This is a genomic window from Mycobacterium sp. BK086 (assembly GCA_004362315.1).
GTDB lineage: Bacteria > Actinomycetota > Actinomycetes > Mycobacteriales > Mycobacteriaceae > Mycobacterium.
Window position 1 is genome coordinate 445501 of sequence record SNWL01000008.1, and the last position, 17402, is coordinate 462902.

The window sequence follows — 17402 nt, forward strand, 5'->3', positions numbered from 1 at the left end:
TCCAGAACGGTCCGACCTGCCGTGCAGGGACTACTTTTCAGCTCCCGGTAGTCGGTCGATGATTCAATCCGTAGCAAGGTGTGACGCATTTGCCTGTCGGCTATCAGCCAGCACGCGCGCGAAGAGATTGGAAGAATGTGTACATGGCGGCCTACCTACTGGTGATCGGCGATCGGGATGCCCTTGGCTGGATATTGAGCGAGGGCCGAACTGCATTTCCCGAAGCGAGGCAGCGCGAGGTGAGTTCGGTGTCGATAGGGGATGAATTCTTCCTTTATACAACTCGAGGGGCATTTCGAAATCCGACCCGCGATCGCGGACGCGTAATTGGGACGGCGTCGGTCACGAGCAATGTGGGTCAGCTGCGCGAGTCGGTGAGCTTCAACGGTCGCGATTATCCAGTCGGATGTGATCTTGAGGTGGGCCGGCTCGCCCCGCTCGGAAGAGGCGTTGAGTTGGCGCCGCTGGTGACCGGATTGGATGCGTTCAAGGACGCGGGCAACGCGTGGGCGATCAGGCTTCGGCGACCATTGTTGCGCTTGACCGAGTACGACGCATGTCTTTTGAGCGGGGTGCTCAATGAGGTTGATCGTTCGTTCGAGGCGAGACGCGAGTACACGCGTTGGTTCGTGGACTCGCGATCAAGAGGCCGCGGCCATCGCTGATCGGTTGGTCCAGCTGTCTTCGCGCAAGGCAGTTCGGTGTGTGCGCCCGCGGGATACTTTGAATCATCGGTCCCGCGCGGCATGGTTGGGCGTCGAGACGCACGTGGCCACGTCAACGAAAGGGAGCACATGCGACTGTTCATCACCGGCGTCGACGCCGACGGCAAGTCCTGCGTCGTCAGCAGCGACGAGGTCGAAATCAACTCCGTCGCACCTGGTTTCGCCATCGGCATCCCGTACAACACGACCCAGAGCCCGCCACCCGCGAGACCCCAAGGCGATGCCGACCTCATCGACCAGTTCCTCGAGCCCGGCCTTGCCCGCTGGATGGTCGTCGAGCAAGGCCCCAACACCGAGACCCCCAAGCATCACACTGACACCCTCGACCTTGAGACCGTCCTCAGCGGCAGCGTCGACCTCATCCTCGACGACGGAGCACACCGCCTCGAAGCCGGCGACATGGTCGTCATGACCGGCGTCGACCACGCCTGGAAAGCCGGCCCCGACGGCTACCGCATGTCCGCCGTCCTCATCGGCACCCCGCCGCCGGCATAACCCGCCTTAGGTTCGCCGAACCCCTAGACAACGCCAGTTGTCACACGGGAAAATCGGTCATGCACAAGGGGTTCGCACTAGCAGTGGCGTTAATAGTGGCAGCACTCACCGCACCAATTGGCCGCGCCGACAACCCGACCCCGTCACTGCCACAGTTCGTCCCACACGAGTCCGACTGGCAGCCCAACACCGTCGTCTATCCCTACAACCTCTGGCAGAACCGGTTCACCCCCGACCAAGTCACCGCCATGCGCGAATCCTGCCAATGGTTCAACGCCCAATACGACCCACTCATGAGCCAGGTGTTCGGCTTTCAACACTTCCTCGACAGCCAGCATGACAACTGGCGAGCCCCCGCTGTCCAACAAGCCGCCAGCACCATCGAAGCCAACCTCGACCAGTCCGCGGCCTTCCTCGACCCACGCGCCCACACCCTGTTCATCGTCAACTACCCCGACCAGAGCGAGTATTCGCCTGTCTACAACGGGGATTCGGTGTTCCACCTCTGGTATCAGCTCACCCAGATCAGCGACAACATAAAGCAGCAGCTGCCGTCAGGTCAGCTCAACGCTCACATCGCCACCGCCAACGTCTACGGCACCACCATCCGCGACTCCGGAGTGTGCGCGGGCGCCTAAGCGGAGGTGAACCGGATCGCCGCGAGCTTGTTCACCTCGATCGCCTCGCGAAACTCGTCCAACGACGGAATCCGGTCATCGCGAAACTGCAGCCCCATCATCCGCTGCGCCCGCTTCACCCCGTACGACACCGCGCACCGGTGAAACAGATCCGCGGTCGCCTCACGGTCCTCGATCAGCTCACCTCGCATCGCGCGTTCGCGTCCGTCCACCAACACCGACGCCGAGCCACCGCCACGGAAGTTCACCTTCCAGACGCTCCCGATCAACGCATACAAATCGCCGTCGATGTGATGCGCACTCACCGGAATGTTGAAGTCCCGTCCGGTCTTGCGTCCCTTGAACGAAAGCACCATGAATTGCTTACGCAGCCCGCCCACGAGCGGGGTGCGCAACAGATACCGCATGAGCGGGTTGACGGCCCGCATGATCGCATCCGGCGGAGGCGCCGGCGTGATCGCCGCTGTCTGATCTGCCACGGCACCACCGTACGGCCGCAGCCCGCATAACCGCAGCTCAATACGCATACAGCAGACAACAAGGTTGCGCCTCGCCGAACGAAGCGGCTTGTATGGGGTCATGGATCGTCGCCAGATGCTGATGACCGCAGGCCTCGGCCTCCTCACAGCAGCCACGAGAATCCCGCACGCCAACGCCGCACCGGCCACACCCGTCCCAGAGGCCCCGGCCCCGCAGAACTACCTCTTCCACGACGAGTTCGACGGCCCCGCCGGCTCGGCCCCCGACCCCTCGAAGTGGACCACCGCCCTGGCCCGCGAAACCATGGAAGACCCCACCTTCTGGGAGCTGCCCGAAAACGTCGGCCAATACCGCGACGACCGCCGCAACGTCTACCTCGACGGCAACTCCAACCTCGTCTTCCACGCCGCCAAGGACGGACCCACCTACTACAGCGGCAAGATCTTCGGGAAGTGGCAGGGCGGCATCGGCCATACCTGGGAAGCCCGGATGAAGATGGACTGCCTGACCCCCGGCTGCTGGCCCGCCTGGTACCTATCCAACGAAAGCCCGGTCAACGGCGGCGAAGTGGACGTCATGGAGTGGTACGGCAACGGCAAGTGGGCACCCGGCACCGCCGTGCACGCCAAGCTCAACGGCGGCGAACACGTCAGCCAGACCATCTCCGTCGACAGCGCCTGGCACACCTGGCGCGTGGTGTGGGACGACGCCGGCATGAGCTTCTCCAAAGACGGTGCGGCGCCCTACTTCACCGTTCCCGCGCGCTCGCTACCGGACTGGCAGTTCAATGACCCTGGCTACCAAATGTTTCCGGTGTTCGACCTCGCGGTCGCCGGCTCCGGTGGCGGCGATCCCACCGCAGGCAAGTACCCGGCGAACATGCTGATCGACTACATCCGCGTCTGGTGACCAACGCGATCCGCTAGGGCGCAATCAGCTGCCCGGCGTCCGAAGCCGCTTGCAGCAGTTGGGGAATGGTCAGCGCGCCATACCCGGTCTCCACGGGACCCATCGGCAACCCCAGCCACGGCACCACCCCGGGATCCGGGTCGAGGTCGAGGTTGTACGCCTGCATGCCCGGCAGATGATGCTCGAAGAAGTTCCCCAGCGTGTCGACCATGAAGATCAGATCGCCGATCGGGCCGTAGCCATACAGCGCCGACGCATTGAACAGTGGCGCAACCGCATTCGGGTCGCCGATCATCACGATCGCGCCGTAGTGCGGCTTGATTCCGCCGGCGGGCACATAGGTCGGCATGAACGGCTGCAGACCCGGGAGATCGGTGGCGAAGAACGCCGCCGGGTCACCATAGGTCTCGATGTTGACGAACCCGGAGTCGGCGCCGTTGCCCGCGACGATGCTGTTCATACCGGGACTCTCGAAGCCGATGCCGTCCAAACCCGTCTGCTGCGCAACGTATTCGGCCTCCCAGCCGCCCAGCGAGTGGCCGGTGACAAAGATGTCAGATGTGCTGTACCCCTGCAACGCCGCGTCGGCCTGTACCCGGTTTGCGAATGCCAGCGCGTCGTGGAACGCCCGCGGAGTGGTGTGAGTGTAGAGGACCTGCAGGTCGGTGATGATCTGCGAGATGGCGATCAGCGGGTTGAACAACAGGTTCGTCCCGCCGGTGGTGCCCTGATAGGCGATGATGATCTGATTCTGCGGGGTCACCCACACCTGCGCTCGCTCGCCCGTCAGGGTGTTGGTGGACGTCACCGGCACCCCGTTGACGGTGAACGGCCGCAACCCGCCCGGGGTACCGCCCAGCACGTACTCCGCCGCGGCGGCGTTCAGGAATTGGGCGACGGTCGGCGTCAGTGCGGTCGTCGGGCCGGTGTAGGTCATCGTGGGTGGCGCCGGTTGCGTGGTCGGCGTCGCGTCCAGTCCGACCGCGTGCTCGATTCGCCGGAACACCGCGAAAATCAGGTTGTCGAAGGGCGCGAAGTCGAGCGGGCTTTGTGGGCCGCCGACCGCGGCGGTGAGGTCGAGCGCCTGCAGCACGGTGTTGACGATGTGGCCGGGCAGTGCGATCAGCTTGGCGATCGGGGACAGCGGTGCCGGGGGAGTCGGGGTCGTCGGCGAGGTGACGGTCACCGCGAGCGCAGGGCTCGTCGTGGTCGTCCTCGCCGTGGTCGCCACGGCGCGGATGGATGCGGCCGACGCACTCGCCGGTTTCGCCGAGTTGACCCGCGACGCAGTCGAATCCGGTCGGACCGTCGAGCGGCGGGCCGTCCCCAGGCCGCTGCCACGATGGTCCCGGGCGTCAGCCGCCTTCCTCGGGCCGCTGGCCTGTGACTGGCTTGACGATGTCGCACCGTGGCCGGTATCGGCCCAGGCCGCAGCTTGTCCGCCGACGGTTCCGATGCCCAACCCGATGCCCACCGCGACCGTAGCCACGGCGCAACGGGACGCTGTCCTCTTCCGGTGGCTGGCGCGGCGCTGCGCTTGTACCGTCATCTATCCCCGTATTCCGTCACGGTGTCTCTGCGTTGCTGACGACGATATGACAACGCGCAATGTCGGTCTCGATTTTCACGGCCAAACCGCTCGGGACGCCCAACTACCGCCGGTGCTTCACCGGCCGGCCCAGCAGCGTGACCTCCATCAGCCGCCGGATCGTCGCCACCGACTCCGGGCCGGACTCGCGCGCGAACAGCCGACGGAAGTCCACCGTCAACGCCAGCGCCGCACCCACCGCATACCGCGCGGCACCGATCTTCATCTCCGGACGCGCCGCCGTCACCAGCCGCGCCCACGCATCCATCGTCGAATGCTCGATGGTCTCCAGCACCCGCAGGTCCGACTCCGGAACATTGTGCCGCTCTGTGTAATACACGTACGGCAGGTCCGGCCACTCCATCACCCGGCCCAGGTACTCGTCGATCACGTCGTCGAGCGCCTCCTCCGGATCGGAGGTCCGCGCCAGCGCGTCCGCCGTATCGCTGGAATGCCGGTCGGCCGCCCGCCGATACGCCAGCGCCAGGATGTCCGCCTTGCCCGGGAACGACCGGTACAGCCCCGACGCCTGGATGCCCACCGCTGACGCGATGTCCTCCATGCTCGTATTGCGATACCCGTTGTCATAGAACAACCGCACCGCCTCGTACAACACGTGCTCGTACATTCCGGCCTCGGCGCCGACCACCAGCGGTGCGGGGTGCGAACCGCTCCGCCGCCGCCCGGCAGGCAGCTCGGCGGCCAGCACATCGGCCGTCATCGTGCAGAGAACAGACCGAATCTCGCCTGCCGCAAGCTGATTCGAGTGATCGGTAATAGACCCGATGACGGTCAGCGCCGCCGACGACAGCGTCCACGCCTGACTCGTCGTCAACTTGGGATGCAGCTTGAGCAGCGGACGCTGCATCCGCTCGTTCACCACCTTGAGCTGGTGAACCAGGACCACGCGGTCGTGCTCATTCAGGTAGCGCGCTTCCCACCGATACAGCCCGCCCGCGGCCCGATTGGTGATCGTGGCGTCGACCAACGCAGAGGTCAACGCCCGCAACGTCATTGCCGGATCGTCGTCGCCCGCGTCGTCGACGAACGCGGTGGTGTCGACCAGCATCTGCCCCAGGCCCAGCACGGCGTCGCGGAACAAGTCGTACTTGCTGGAGGAGTGCCGATACAGCGCGGCGGGCGTGATGCCGACCCGCGCGGCGATGTCCTCCATGCTGACAGCGTGATAGCCCTGCGACCCGAAGGCGTCGGCGGACGCGCGCGCAATCTGCGCCTTGCGATCCTTCGGCCGGCGCCTAACAGCGGGTTCGCCATCTGACACGGACTCCACGCTAGTCGCTCCTTGGCTGCGGTACCGGGCGAGATGCCGAGAACGGTGAGAATAGATAGTTACTTACAGCAGCTTTAGCTGCAACAAAAGCCAACTTATGGTCTGAACAACATTTACTTAATGACGGCACGTGGCTAGCCTGGAGGCAGTTCGACAAGGGGAGATGTGCGCATGTCGTCGTCATCGCTGACCACGCAGACCACTCGTATCGCGATTCACAAACGGACCGCCCGCTGGGATGACGAACCCGTCACCGCCGCGGACGCCATGGACTTCTGGTCCTTCGCCGGTGGCCCGGCCAACGTCATCATGCAGCTCTCGCTGCCCGGTGTCGGCTACGGCGTCGTCGAATCCAAAGTGGATTCCGGCAACCTGCTCAAGCATCCGTGGAAGCGTGCCCGCACTACGTTCACCTACATCGCCGTCGCGGTGCTGGGCACCGACAACGACAAGCTCCTCTACCGCGAGGCTGTCAACAGCTCCCACCGCCACGTCAAGTCCACCGACGAAAGCCCGGTGCGCTACAACGCTTTCGACCGCGACCTGCAGATGTGGGTGGCCGCCTGCCTCTTCATCGGCCTCGAAGACACCTACCAACTCCTGCGCGGCGAGATGACCCCCGAACAGGCCGAGGGCTTCTACCGCTCGGCCTGGCCGCTGGGCACCACCCTGCAGGTCACCGACGACCAGTGGCCGCCTACCCGAGCTGCGTTCGACGACTACTGGAACGCCGCCTGCCAGAACGTCCAGATGGACGAGACGGTGCGCGCCTACCTGATCGACCTGATCAACCTCAAGATGATCAACCCGTTGCTGCGCTTGCCTTTTCGCGGCCTGCTGAAGTTCCTCACCGCCGGCTTCCTGGCGCCGGTGTTCCGCGACGCGATGGGCCTGACGTGGAGCGCCAAGAAGCAAAAGCGCTTCGAACTCCTCTTCCGGTTTGTCGCCCTGGTGAACCGCTTCCTGCCGTCGTTTATCCGCCAGCCCGGCCCCTACGTCCTGCTGGCCGATCTGCGCTGGCGCGCCCGGCGCGGCAAGGCGCTGGTCTAGCGCGATCACGATCCGCCGAACTGCGGACGCAACACCGAACTCAACGTGGCCAACGGGATGTGCGCCTGCACGGCGCCGCCGTCCATCGACCACTGCATGACGCCGGGCGTGTAGTCCAGCGGGGTATCGTGCGCCACTGGGTAATCCGGCATGTACAGGATCAGCTCGTCACCGGACAGCGCCCACGCCTTGTACCCACCCGAGTACACTTTGTCGGGGCCCCACCGATCGATCACGAACGGATAGCTGCCCGGCTGATGCGGTGGCGGCGCCTGATCCAGCGCGTCCTGAATGAACGGCTGGCCCAGCGACGCGATCGCCCCGAAATCCGTTCCGGGCTTCAACAGATCGGCCAGCCCCAGCTGAACCCCGCGGCCCATGTCCCAGGTGAACGTGCGAAAAGCGTTGTTGAACTTGGGTCCATCGGCGTGATAGTCCTCGTGGAACACCACACTCAGCAAGTCGCCGCGCTGCAGGACCTGAAAGTTCTCCTCACCGAAGCTGTCCTGAACCATGTGTACGCCGACGTTGCGCCAGTTGTTGACCAGCGTGGTCAGATAGTCCCGGATGGTCGGACCGGTCACCGGGTTGTCGATCAGATCTCCGGGCACGGCCACCTTGATGTCACGGACCGCCTTGCGCTCCGAGGTCACCGACGTGTGGCAGTACGCCCCGTCCCACTGCGCGCCGAGTCCCGAGCAGAAGTCCGGTGCCGACGCACCGGCCGCCGGCGCGACCGCTACAGACGCGACGGCCAGCGCACCGAGCACACCATGAATACGCATGCGCGTCAGGGAAGTTGGACTTTGCTCGCCCGCCACGAACCATCGACCTTCTCCAGCGTCATCTTGATCCGGCTGCGGTCGATGCGGGGATCCGGCGCGGCCTTGTTGGCCACCGTCTGGTCGACGAACAACAGCACGACGACCTTGTCCTTGGTTGCCGACTGCACCGCGGACTCGATGACCACACCGTGGGCGGTGGCCTTGTTGTCCACCAGCAGCTGGCGCAGCTGCGCACTGGATTGCGAATACATGTCCTTGAATTCGCCGGTCGAGCCGTTGAGCACCTCGGTGAAGTTCTGGTCGACGTTGTTGGAGTCGATGCTCGTGAGCACCTGTGCGTACCGCACGGCGGCCTGCTGGGCGTCGTGGGCGGCGGTGTCGACCTGATGCTGTTGCCATACCTGCCAGCCCAGGAAGCCCGAAAGACCCAGCAGCACAGCGATCACCACGCCCAGGACACTGCGCCACAGCCACCGCCGGGGACGACGCTCCACAGCCTCGACGGCCTCGACCGGCTCCACCGCCTCTTCGGCAGCCTCAGCCTCAGTTTCGACGTCAGTATCGGGTTCGTCGGTATCAGTCACAGTCACCGCAATCTCCTTAGCTCGGCGGTTCGATCGGCAGCACCGGGCCGCCATAGGGGGTCGGAATGGTGTAGCGGCCCTTGGGCGTTGGGTCGGTGGTAGCACCCAGGTCGGCACCCGGCGGGGGACCGGCGGTGTCGTCGCCCGCAGGTCGCGGCGCGTTCTTGGCCCCGCGGATCAGCACGGCGGGATCGTCGTCGCGGCAGTACGTGTACAGGTACGGCTCCGGGTAATCGGCCGACGACGCCGGGCGCCGCGGCGTGCCGTAGTCGCAGGCGTAGCGCGGGTAGATGTCGGCGGTCGCCCACAGGCCGTGGTCGTGCATCACCGTGGCCCACGCGTCGAGAAGCCCCCCGCGGTAGTCCGGGAACAGCGCGTTGAGCGCCGGTACCCGCACATACAGCAGCTGCGACGCGGTGGCCATGCTCGTCAACAACCCGACCATGGTGTCGGAGTTGTCGGTGAACAGATTGTCGGTGGCCGAAAGGGTTTGCGGCGTCTGATCAACGAACCGGCGATACCCGTCGAGCATCTTGTTCACCCCGGTGAACGTGCGGTCGAGGTTGCCGGTGGCGACCTTGATTCCCGGGCTCTTGTCGGCCGCGGTGGTCAGCACGATCCGGCTGGTCCGCAGAATGCTCGTGGTCTGCGGCAGAACCGAATCCAGCGTCGACAGCAGGAACGTGCCGCCGTCGATGATGTCGGCCAGCTTCTGTGGGCCCTGATTGGTCAGGCTCAGCTCTTTCTTGATCAGCTCGAGCTTGGCCGGATCGACCTGCTTCAGCATTCCGTCGGCGTGAGCGAGGACATCGGCCAGGCTCACCGGCACCGACGTCTTACTCTGCGCGATGACACTGCCGTCGTGCAGATACGGGCCGGCATCAGAGTCCGGCGCGAACTCGATGTACTGCTCACCGGCCGGGGACAGACCCGACACCCGCACCGGGCTCGACGACGGGATCCGGACATCCGAGCGCACCGTGGCCACGGCGTTGACGCCGCCAGGCGTGATCGCCAACGACTGCACCCGCCCGATCGCCACCCCGCGCAGCGTGACGTCCTGATTGGGCAGCAGCCCACCGGATTCCGGCAGCTGAATCGTCACCTGATACGCCGAGTCGAACGGCGACACCCGCAGCGCGCCGACCATCACGTAGGCCGCGCCGACCACCAGCGTCATCACCAAACCCGCTGTCGACAGCCACAACCGCTGCCGGTATCCGAATCCGACCACCTTCACCAGGAGGTCGGCAGCCTTGTCGATCATGGCGGCGGCTCCGTCGGTGCGGGCTCAGGCGGCGGCCCGGGCGGCGGACCCTGCGGCGCGACGATGACTTCGCCGGGCTGGTCGGGACTGGGCAGCACCGGAACCTGCGGAACGCCGGGGCCGGATCCGACGACGCGCTGCTGCAACCGCCACAGCGTGTACTTGAACGTGCCGACCATCTGGGCCCAGTCGTAGCGCTTGGGTCCGTGGAAGCCGGGGTCACCGAGGAAGCCAGCATCGGGCATCGACCCGAGGACCAAACGGTCGATGCTGGCCCGCACCGAGAACGAGTTGCTGGCAGTCGCTTTGATGATCGGCGGCATCAGCCGGTTCAACGAGCGCAGGTCGGCATCCGGGGCCAGCACCAGATCGTTCCACGACCGGGCGATGGTGTTGGCGTCGGCGATCACACTGCGTCCGCTGGTGTCGGTGCCCGCTATCGACGGGAACTTCTGCAGCTGCGTGCCGGTGTCGCCGACCTGCAGGACGACGTCGGAGACCGTGTCCGCGTTGGCGGCCAGCGTGTCGGTCGCCGGACCCGCCGCGACCATCACCTCGGACAGCGCCTGGTTCTTGGCATCGAGTTCCTTGGCCAGCTGCGAGGTTTCGGTCAGCGCGTCCGAAATCTGACCCGAGCGCGCTGTCAGCTTGGACAGCGTGCCGTTGGTCTTGGCGATGATGTCGCCGAACGCCTGGCCCTGATCGCCGGTCGCCTTGCCCATGCCGTTGATGACGTTGGTGAAGTTGCGCACCGCACCGCCGTTGACCATGACCGCCGCGGAGCTGAGCACCGACTCCACCGTGGCCGCCGCCGCGGTGTTGTCCAGGCCGATGGTGTCGCCGTCCTTCAACAGCGGCGTGGTTGCCGAAGCGTCCGGTGGAGGCTTCAACGCGATGAACACATCGCCCAGCGGTGTCGCCGAACGTAATTCGGCGGTACTGCCCTGGGGTAGCCGCACGCCGTCCATGATCCGGATCGTGGTGACCGCGGTGTAGTTGTGCGCGACCATGGTTTCCATCTGGCCGACGTCGGCGCCGGCGAGCTTCACCTTGGCGCTGGCGGGCAGGTTCAGCGCGTTGGAGAAGATGGCGGTCAGCCGGTACCCGCCGCTGCCGACGGTCGGCGCGGGTAACGGCAGGCTGGACAACCCGTTGGACGAGCAGCCCGAGACGCCGACCACCACCGCGAGCACCGCCACCAAGCGCTTCATTTCTGCCCCATCGCAGCCATGCCGTCGAGCACGTAGGTCAGCCCGAAGTCCGGTCCGAAGTCCTGCAATGTGCCGGTGCTGCAGCCCAGTTGGCGCAGGCCCATCAGGTTGCAGATCTCCTTGGTGTACTGGCTGTCGAACAACACCCGGTCGGTGAGCACCCGGGCCCGCGCCGCGCCGTTGGTCTGGTCGACGACGTTGTACATATTGTCCAGGGTCAAGGGGGCGACGTCGAGGAATTCTTTGAGGTCCCGCTGACGCTCCACGAGGGTGGTGGCGGTCGTATTGCCGTTGTTGACAACAGCTTTGATGTTGTCGCGGTTCTTCTCCAGGAAATCACCGACCTGGGTGAGCAGGGTGTTCATCGTCTTGCCGGTGGTGCCGCTGCCGAAGTCCTCGTCGTTGACGATCTGGCTCAGCTGGCGCACGGTCGATCCGAAATCGCGCAGGGTCGCGTCATTGTCGGCTGCGGCCTGCATCAGCGAGCTCAGGTTGCGCACGATCGTGGTCAGCTGATCGCGGGTCGTTGCGCCACCATCGGCGGACAGCCGCAACGCATTCGACAGCTGGCCGAGCGCGTCCTTGATCTTCTGCCCGTTGCCGTCGGCGATCGCCGCACCCGAGTTCACGACGTCAGCCACCGGACCGTTGCCGTTGCCGTCGCCCTTCAACGACACCGAGATCTTGTCCAGCACCCCGAGCACCCGAGCGAACTCGACGGGCGTCTTGGTCCGCGGCAGCCCGATGGTGTCATGATCCTTGAGCGTCGGGCCACTGCGGTAGGGCGGGGTGAGCTCGATCTGCCGGTCGGTCAGGATCGACGTCGAGATCGTCACCGCCTGCGCATCGGCCGGGATCTTGACGTCGCGGTCGACGGTGAACTGGACCTCGACGTAGCCGCTCTTCGGGGTGATCGTGGTGACCTTGCCGACCGGCATGCCCAGCACCGCCACCGTGTTGTCGACATACAGCCCTGCGGCGCTGTCGAATTGGGCGGTCAGCGTGATGTGGTCGGTGGTCGACCGGAAGTACACCCACGCGACGGTGACCACCGATGCCACGGCCACTGTGATCACCGTCAGAATCGCCAGCAGCCTGGCCCGGGCACTCACTTGCAGTCCTTGTAGTACTGGATCATGCCGAATTGCTTGGCCCGCCCGCTGATCGCGCACATCCAGGAGTCGACCGCAATCCCGTTGGGCGTGTTGAAGTCGACGGCGTTGCCGGTGCCGCTGGCGTTGGCGAAGCCGCGCAGCGCCACCGGGCCGGCCTGCAGGGTGCTGCGCAGTAGATCGTCATGCTGGGCCAGCAGGTCGGAGAGCTTGCGCAGGTTCGTGATGGTTTGGTCCAACTCGCTGCGGTTGGCCACCACGGTGGTGCTCATCGTGTTCACCAGATTGGTCAGCGCCGCGATCATCGCGTGAAACGTCGCGCTGCGGTCCACGAACCGGCCGATCAGCTCCTGGCCCTGGTTGATCATCGCGGCGATGTTGGCGTGCTGACGTTCCAGGGTGCTGCTGATCATGTCGGTGCTTTTCAGCAAGGCGCCCAGCTGGTCCCGGCGATCGGCGATGACCGTCGACAGGGTCTGGATGTTGCGCATGGCCTCCGGCACGACCGTGGGCAGCCCCTGCATCTGCGTGCCCAGAATGCCCAGCGACTTGGCGAACGCATCGGTGTCGACCTGCTCGTAGGTGGTCGTCACATCGGCGAGCGCTTCCTGTAGGTCGTAGGGGACTTCGGTGTGCGACAGGTCGAAGGTGTTGTTGGGCAACGTCCCACCGTCTTCGGGCTCCAAAGCCAGATAGCGGGACCCCAGGATTGTGGCGACCTTGATGACCGCCTTCGAGTTCTTGCCCAGCACGACGTCGTTGCGCACCTCGAGCCCGGCCTCGACGTGGTCGCCGGCCAGCTTCATGCTGGTGACCTTGCCCACCTGAATGCCGCCGATGGTGATCGGGTTGCCCGTCTGCAGGGCGGCGGCCTGAAGGAACTTCGCGGTGTAGTGCGTGTGACCGACGTTGGCCGCGTTGGCGATCAGCATCGCCCCGACGATGACGCTGACCACGGCCACGGCGATCAGACCGAGCCAGGTCTTGTTGTAACTCTCCAGCCGCCGCCTAGCCATTGGCCATATTCCTGCATCGTGGGGTGTACATCGCCTTGTTCCCCGGTGTCGCGTGGTCCACGATGATCGGCGTCACATCGTTCAACCCGGGGAAGAACCCGGTGCCGTTCAGGTCGCAGGCGTACGCGTTGGCGAAGGCGCCCTCGTTGGTGATCCGGGCCAAGCCCTTGAGCATCAGCGGCAGGTTGGCGCCAGTGAACGCCAGCTGCGGCTCGATATCGACCAGGTGGCCGGTGAAACCGGGCTGGCGAGTGACCATTTCGTTCAGCTGCGGGTTGACGGTGTCCGAGATCGTCGACAACTGGCGGATCACCCGCGCCAGTGAGCCCGTCGCGTCGATCAGCTCGGGGCGGCGCGCATTGAAGTCCGACACCACCTTGGTGGTCTGGGACAGCACCTGATCGAGGCTCTTGTTCTGCGCCGACAGGCTGCCCATCACCGTGTTCAGTTGGGTGATGACGTCGCCCAATACCTCGTCGCGGCCGGCGAATGTGTCAGTGAGGGTGGAGGTTTGACTGACCAGCTGCAGGATCGAGGCATTGTCACCCTGCAACGACTGGATGACGCCCTTGGTCAGGTTGTCGGCGTCGCGCGGGTTCAGCACGCTGAACAGCGGCTCATAGCCGTTGAGCAGTGTCCCGACGTCAAAGGACGGATCGGTGCGCTCCACCGGGATGGTGGTGCGCGGGGCGAGTTGTCCGGTGTCGCCGATCTTGCCCAGGGACAGCCCGAGATACCGTTGGCCGACGATGTTCTGGTAGGTCACCGAGGCGACGGTGTTGCCGAACAGACGCTGGTCGTTCTGGACGACGAACTCGACCTTGGCCAATTTGCCTGCCAGTTCGATCTTTTCGACCCGGCCGACGCGCACGCCCGCCATCCGGACATCGTCACCTTCCCGCAGCCCGTAGACGTCGGTGAACATCGCCGCGTACGGCGTGGTGGGGCCGGCGACGTCGCGACGCAACGTGACGTACACCAGCCAGGTCAGCGTCATCGCCACGACCATGAACAGCGACAGCCCGATCAACGGGGCACGGAATCTCATCAGGACCCTCCGGCTTCGGCGGGTAGCGGCGGCGGCGCGGCCGGGGGTGCCGGCGGCGGCAGGGCATCATCGGGATTGGCGGACAACGGCACCGGCGGGAAGGGTGGCGCCCACCACGGCGTGGGCGGATTCGGGTCCGCCAGATTCGGATTCGGGTTCACCAGCGGCGGGCCGACGGCCACCAGGTTGCCGTCGGGGCCGACGACCGTGCCCGGGGTCGGGGCGAGATCCTTGGGCGGCTGGTAATTCTGCGGCAGCAGCATCTCGGGAAGGTCGGGCCGCATCACGATCTTCGGTGCCGTGTAGCAGCTGTTCCCCAGCAGCTGGCCGTAGCGGGGGCAGTCGGCCCGGGTGTAGTCGGTGCTTGGGGTCAGCGACAGATTGACACGCATGTTGCCGGTGTCCAGCTCGGGCATCCACACCTCGTCGAAAAACTTGCGGGACAACACGTTCAGTTTGGTGAACGCCGGCACGAACTTGCCCGCGTTCATCGCGAGGCTGCCCAATACGGGGGTGAGGTCGTGGCTGATGCCGGTGAGCTGGTCGATGTGATTGTTGATCGCCGTATGCGTGGTGCCCATGGTGTGGGCGCCGCCCGTGACCAACGCCGTCAGGGCCGACCGCTTTTCGGCCAGCACCTGCATGGGCTGGACGGCCTGGTGCAGGGCGTCGACGAGATCGGGTGCGGTGTCGGCCAATCCGTGAGTGGCATCGATCAGCGCCGACACCGTGGATGGCCCGTCGTCGGTGCTGACCACCGAATTGAGTTGGTCGAGAAGCCGGTTGAGCTGGGCACCGGAGGTGAGCAGCTTGCCGCGACGGTTCTCGGTCGCAGCGTTGACGGCGGCCAGGATGCCGACGCTGCGGTCCTCACGGCCGCGGCCGGTAGCGGCCAGCACGTCGCGCAGCTTGCTGATCGTGGTCTGGAACAACACCGTCGGCAGTGCGGTGTCCTCGGGGATGTGCTCCCCGGCTTGAATTGCCGGCCCGGTGCCGTCGGACACCAGCTGCACCGACGACACCGCGAAGACGTTGGAGGGCACCACCCGTGCGGTCACCGACGCCGGGATGGAGCCGGCATATTCGGGCTTGAGGTCGATGTGGACGTAGTTGGGATGGCCGTTGGCGGCGGGGATCACGTTGTCGACCGCGCCGACCAGCACGCCGTGGTACTTGACGTCCGACTTCTGCGGCAGTCCGTCGCCGACGTTGAGCAGGTCGGCGACCACTCGCACGTAGTTGGTGAGCTTGCCGTTGGACTTGAGCAGCAGCAGCGTGGTGACCAGCGCCGCCACCAGCAGCACGGCCAGCCCGCAGACGAGCAGCTGGCGCTCCGACGGCCCGCGGCCGTCCAGGTCAAGGGAATTCGCCATCTATCCGCCGAACCTCGCGCCGGCGTCGACGCTCCACAGCGCCATCGTCATCAGCATGTTCACCACGATCGTCACCGTGATCGCCGCGCGCATCGCGTGCCCGGCGGCAATGCCCACGCCTTCGGGTCCGCCGCTCGCGTAGAAGCCGTAGTAGCACTGGATCGTCGAGGCGATCCACACGAAGATGACCGCCTTCAGCAGCGAGTAGATGACGTCTGTGCCGGACAGCATCAGCGTGAAGTAGTGCAGATACGCCCCGTTCGACCCACCGCTGATGACCTCGACCACGATCTGGGTGGTCAGATAGCTCACCGCCAAACACAGGACGTAGAGCGGGATCACGGCGACCACCGACGCCATCAGCCGGGTGGTGACCAGATAGGGGATGGGCCGGATCGCCAGCGAGTCGAGCGCGTCGATCTCCTCGGCGATTCGCATCGAGCCCAATTGAGCGGTGAACCGGCAGCCTCCCTGCGTCGCGAACGCCAGCGAGGCCGCGATGGGCGCGAGCTCCCGGGTGTTCACCAGCGACGAGATGATCCCGGTGGCCGGGCCCAGCCCCAGCAGGTTCAAGAAGTTGTAGCCCTCGATGCCGACGATCGCGCCGACCGTGATGCCCAGGACCAGCGCGACGCCCGCGGTGCCGCCGCCGACCACCAGCGAGCCGTTGCCCCAGGCGATGTCGGAGAGCAGCCGGGCGAACTCAGTCCGGTAGTGGCGCAACACAATCGGGATCGCGGCCACCGCGCGGAAGAAGAACACCAGCATGTGGCCCAGGCGGATGACCGGTGCGATCAGCCGCTTGGAGAACCGGGCCCAGGGGACCCGGAACGGACTGTAGGTGGACGCCGTCACAGGCCGACCCTGGGGAACAGCATGTTGTAGAGCTGGCTGATGACGACGTTGACGATCATCAGGATCAGGATCGATTCGACGACAGCGGCATTCACCGAGTTGGCCACCCCGGTCGGGCCGCCCTGGGTGGACAGGCCCTTCTGGCTCGAGACGATCGCGACGATCGCGCCGAACACCACGGCCTTGAGTAGGGCCAGCACCATGTCGCCCGGGGTGGTGAACGACGCGAACGTGGCGACGAAGCTGCCGGGGGCGCCGTTCTGGAAATAGACGTTGAACAGATAGCTGGCGAGGAAGCCGACGAAGCACACCACTCCGGTGAGCGCGACGCCGATCATGATCGCGGCGGCGAACCGCGGGACGACGAGGCGGCGGATCACCGAGACGCCCATGACCTCCATGGCGTCGATCTCCTCGCGCATGGTGCGCGAGCCCAGGTCAGCGGTGATGGCCGAGCCGACGGCGGCCGCCATCAGGATCGCCGCCACCAGGGAGGCGGCCTGCCTGATGACGGCGAGACCGCTGGCCGCGCCGGCCAGCGACGTGGCGCCGACCTGCCCCGCGAGCAGGGCGAACTGGATCGACAACGTGACCCCGACCGGCAGCGCCACCAGCACGGTGGGCACCACGGCGGTCCCGGCCTGGAAGGCGCCCTGCCGGACGAACTCCTGCCATGGGAAGCGGCCGGTGACGAGGTCGAGGAACAAGTACTGCAGAGTTCTCACGCCCAGAACGAACTGATCGCCGACGGTTGCAAGCGATGCGAGCGGGTGTCGCTTTACATACCCGACAGTCCAGTTCTCGATGGCCTCTACGCCACCAGGTGAGTGGGCAGCCACCGTGGACGGGTCGCGATCAGCGATAGTCACGGCTGTGCTCTGTCATCTGTTTCCCAAATGGGTTGATCCCTATGCGCTTTGGCGAGCATGAGAGACGACGCGCACGATGGAGCTTGTGCTAGCCCACCGTCGCGTT

18 protein-coding genes are annotated in these 17402 nt (G+C 65.6%); 5 read left to right on the forward strand and 13 right to left on the reverse strand.

Features of this window, described 5'->3' with window-relative positions:
* Window positions 1-143: 143 nt before the first annotated feature.
* The 3 genes from EV580_RS28565 (at window position 144) to EV580_RS28575 (ending at window position 1858) form a co-directional block, all read left to right on the forward strand.
* Window positions 144-665, forward strand: coding sequence for a hypothetical protein (locus EV580_RS28565; protein WP_208114672.1), 522 nt, complete (start codon window positions 144-146; stop codon window positions 663-665).
* 129 nt (window positions 666-794) lie between these two features.
* Window positions 795-1220 (forward strand): cupin domain-containing protein, encoded by a 426-nt coding sequence (locus tag EV580_RS28570; protein WP_133695731.1) that lies wholly within the window; start codon window positions 795-797, stop codon window positions 1218-1220.
* A gap of 59 nt (window positions 1221-1279) precedes the next feature.
* Window positions 1280-1858 (forward strand): hypothetical protein, encoded by a 579-nt coding sequence (locus EV580_RS28575; RefSeq protein WP_133695733.1) that lies wholly within the window; start codon window positions 1280-1282, stop codon window positions 1856-1858.
* Here EV580_RS28575 and EV580_RS28580 read toward each other — a convergent pair.
* A complete protein-coding gene (locus EV580_RS28580; RefSeq protein ID WP_133695734.1) occupies window positions 1855-2337 on the reverse strand; it encodes a hypothetical protein in 483 nt (160 codons plus the stop codon). The genes EV580_RS28575 and EV580_RS28580 overlap by 4 nt on opposite strands.
* Before the next feature lie 100 nt (window positions 2338-2437).
* Between EV580_RS28580 and EV580_RS28585 the strand changes: the two genes are divergently transcribed.
* Window positions 2438-3247 (forward strand): glycoside hydrolase family 16 protein, encoded by an 810-nt coding sequence (locus EV580_RS28585; RefSeq protein WP_286171899.1) that lies wholly within the window; start codon window positions 2438-2440, stop codon window positions 3245-3247.
* 13 nt (window positions 3248-3260) lie between these two features.
* Here the strand turns inward: EV580_RS28585 and EV580_RS28590 are convergent, their stop codons facing one another.
* Both EV580_RS28590 and EV580_RS28595 read right to left on the reverse strand, forming a co-directional pair.
* Window positions 3261-4796, reverse strand: a complete 1536-nt coding sequence (locus tag EV580_RS28590) for a hypothetical protein (protein WP_133695736.1) — start codon at window positions 4794-4796, stop codon at window positions 3261-3263.
* A gap of 103 nt (window positions 4797-4899) precedes the next feature.
* Entirely contained in the window at window positions 4900-6117 is a 1218-nt protein-coding gene (locus tag EV580_RS28595; protein WP_286171900.1) for a TetR/AcrR family transcriptional regulator, read from the reverse strand.
* 180 nt (window positions 6118-6297) lie between these two features.
* On the opposite strand from EV580_RS28595, the gene EV580_RS28600 reads away from it, so the two are divergent.
* On the forward strand, window positions 6298-7176 hold the full coding sequence (locus EV580_RS28600; RefSeq protein ID WP_133695739.1) for an oxygenase MpaB family protein: 879 nt from the start codon (window positions 6298-6300) through the stop codon (window positions 7174-7176).
* Between the two features lie 5 nt (window positions 7177-7181).
* Here the strand turns inward: EV580_RS28600 and EV580_RS28605 are convergent, their stop codons facing one another.
* The 10 genes from EV580_RS28605 to EV580_RS28650 are packed head-to-tail and all read right to left on the reverse strand — an operon-like array spanning window position 7182 to window position 17266.
* Window positions 7182-7961 carry a mannan-binding protein gene (locus tag EV580_RS28605; RefSeq protein WP_133695741.1) on the reverse strand — a complete coding sequence of 260 codons (780 nt, stop codon included), beginning with the start codon at window positions 7959-7961 and terminating at the stop codon, window positions 7182-7184.
* A gap of 5 nt (window positions 7962-7966) precedes the next feature.
* Window positions 7967-8557, reverse strand: coding sequence for an Rv1363c family protein (locus EV580_RS28610; protein WP_502703949.1), 591 nt, complete (start codon window positions 8555-8557; stop codon window positions 7967-7969).
* Between the two features lie 4 nt (window positions 8558-8561).
* Window positions 8562-9812: an MlaD family protein gene (locus tag EV580_RS28615; RefSeq protein WP_133695744.1), complete on the reverse strand. Its 1251-nt coding sequence runs from the start codon at window positions 9810-9812 to the stop codon at window positions 8562-8564.
* Window positions 9809-11023 (reverse strand): MlaD family protein, encoded by a 1215-nt coding sequence (locus tag EV580_RS28620; protein WP_133695746.1) that lies wholly within the window; start codon window positions 11021-11023, stop codon window positions 9809-9811. Before EV580_RS28620 ends, EV580_RS28615 begins: the two co-directional genes overlap by 4 nt.
* On the reverse strand, window positions 11020-12096 hold the full coding sequence (locus tag EV580_RS28625) for an MCE family protein (protein ID WP_286171909.1): 1077 nt from the start codon (window positions 12094-12096) through the stop codon (window positions 11020-11022). Before EV580_RS28625 ends, EV580_RS28620 begins: the two co-directional genes overlap by 4 nt.
* Before the next feature lie 35 nt (window positions 12097-12131).
* On the reverse strand, window positions 12132-13151 hold the full coding sequence (locus tag EV580_RS28630) for an MCE family protein (protein WP_133695749.1): 1020 nt from the start codon (window positions 13149-13151) through the stop codon (window positions 12132-12134).
* Window positions 13144-14199 (reverse strand): MCE family protein, encoded by a 1056-nt coding sequence (locus tag EV580_RS28635; protein WP_133695751.1) that lies wholly within the window; start codon window positions 14197-14199, stop codon window positions 13144-13146. Before EV580_RS28635 ends, EV580_RS28630 begins: the two co-directional genes overlap by 8 nt.
* A complete protein-coding gene (locus tag EV580_RS28640; RefSeq protein ID WP_133695752.1) occupies window positions 14199-15572 on the reverse strand; it encodes an MlaD family protein in 1374 nt (457 codons plus the stop codon). Before EV580_RS28640 ends, EV580_RS28635 begins: the two co-directional genes overlap by 1 nt.
* Window positions 15573-16427 carry an MlaE family ABC transporter permease gene (locus tag EV580_RS28645; RefSeq protein ID WP_133695754.1) on the reverse strand — a complete coding sequence of 285 codons (855 nt, stop codon included), beginning with the start codon at window positions 16425-16427 and terminating at the stop codon, window positions 15573-15575.
* Window positions 16424-17266, reverse strand: a complete 843-nt coding sequence (locus EV580_RS28650) for an MlaE family ABC transporter permease (protein ID WP_133696017.1) — start codon at window positions 17264-17266, stop codon at window positions 16424-16426. Before EV580_RS28650 ends, EV580_RS28645 begins: the two co-directional genes overlap by 4 nt.
* Window positions 17267-17402 lie beyond the last annotated feature (136 nt).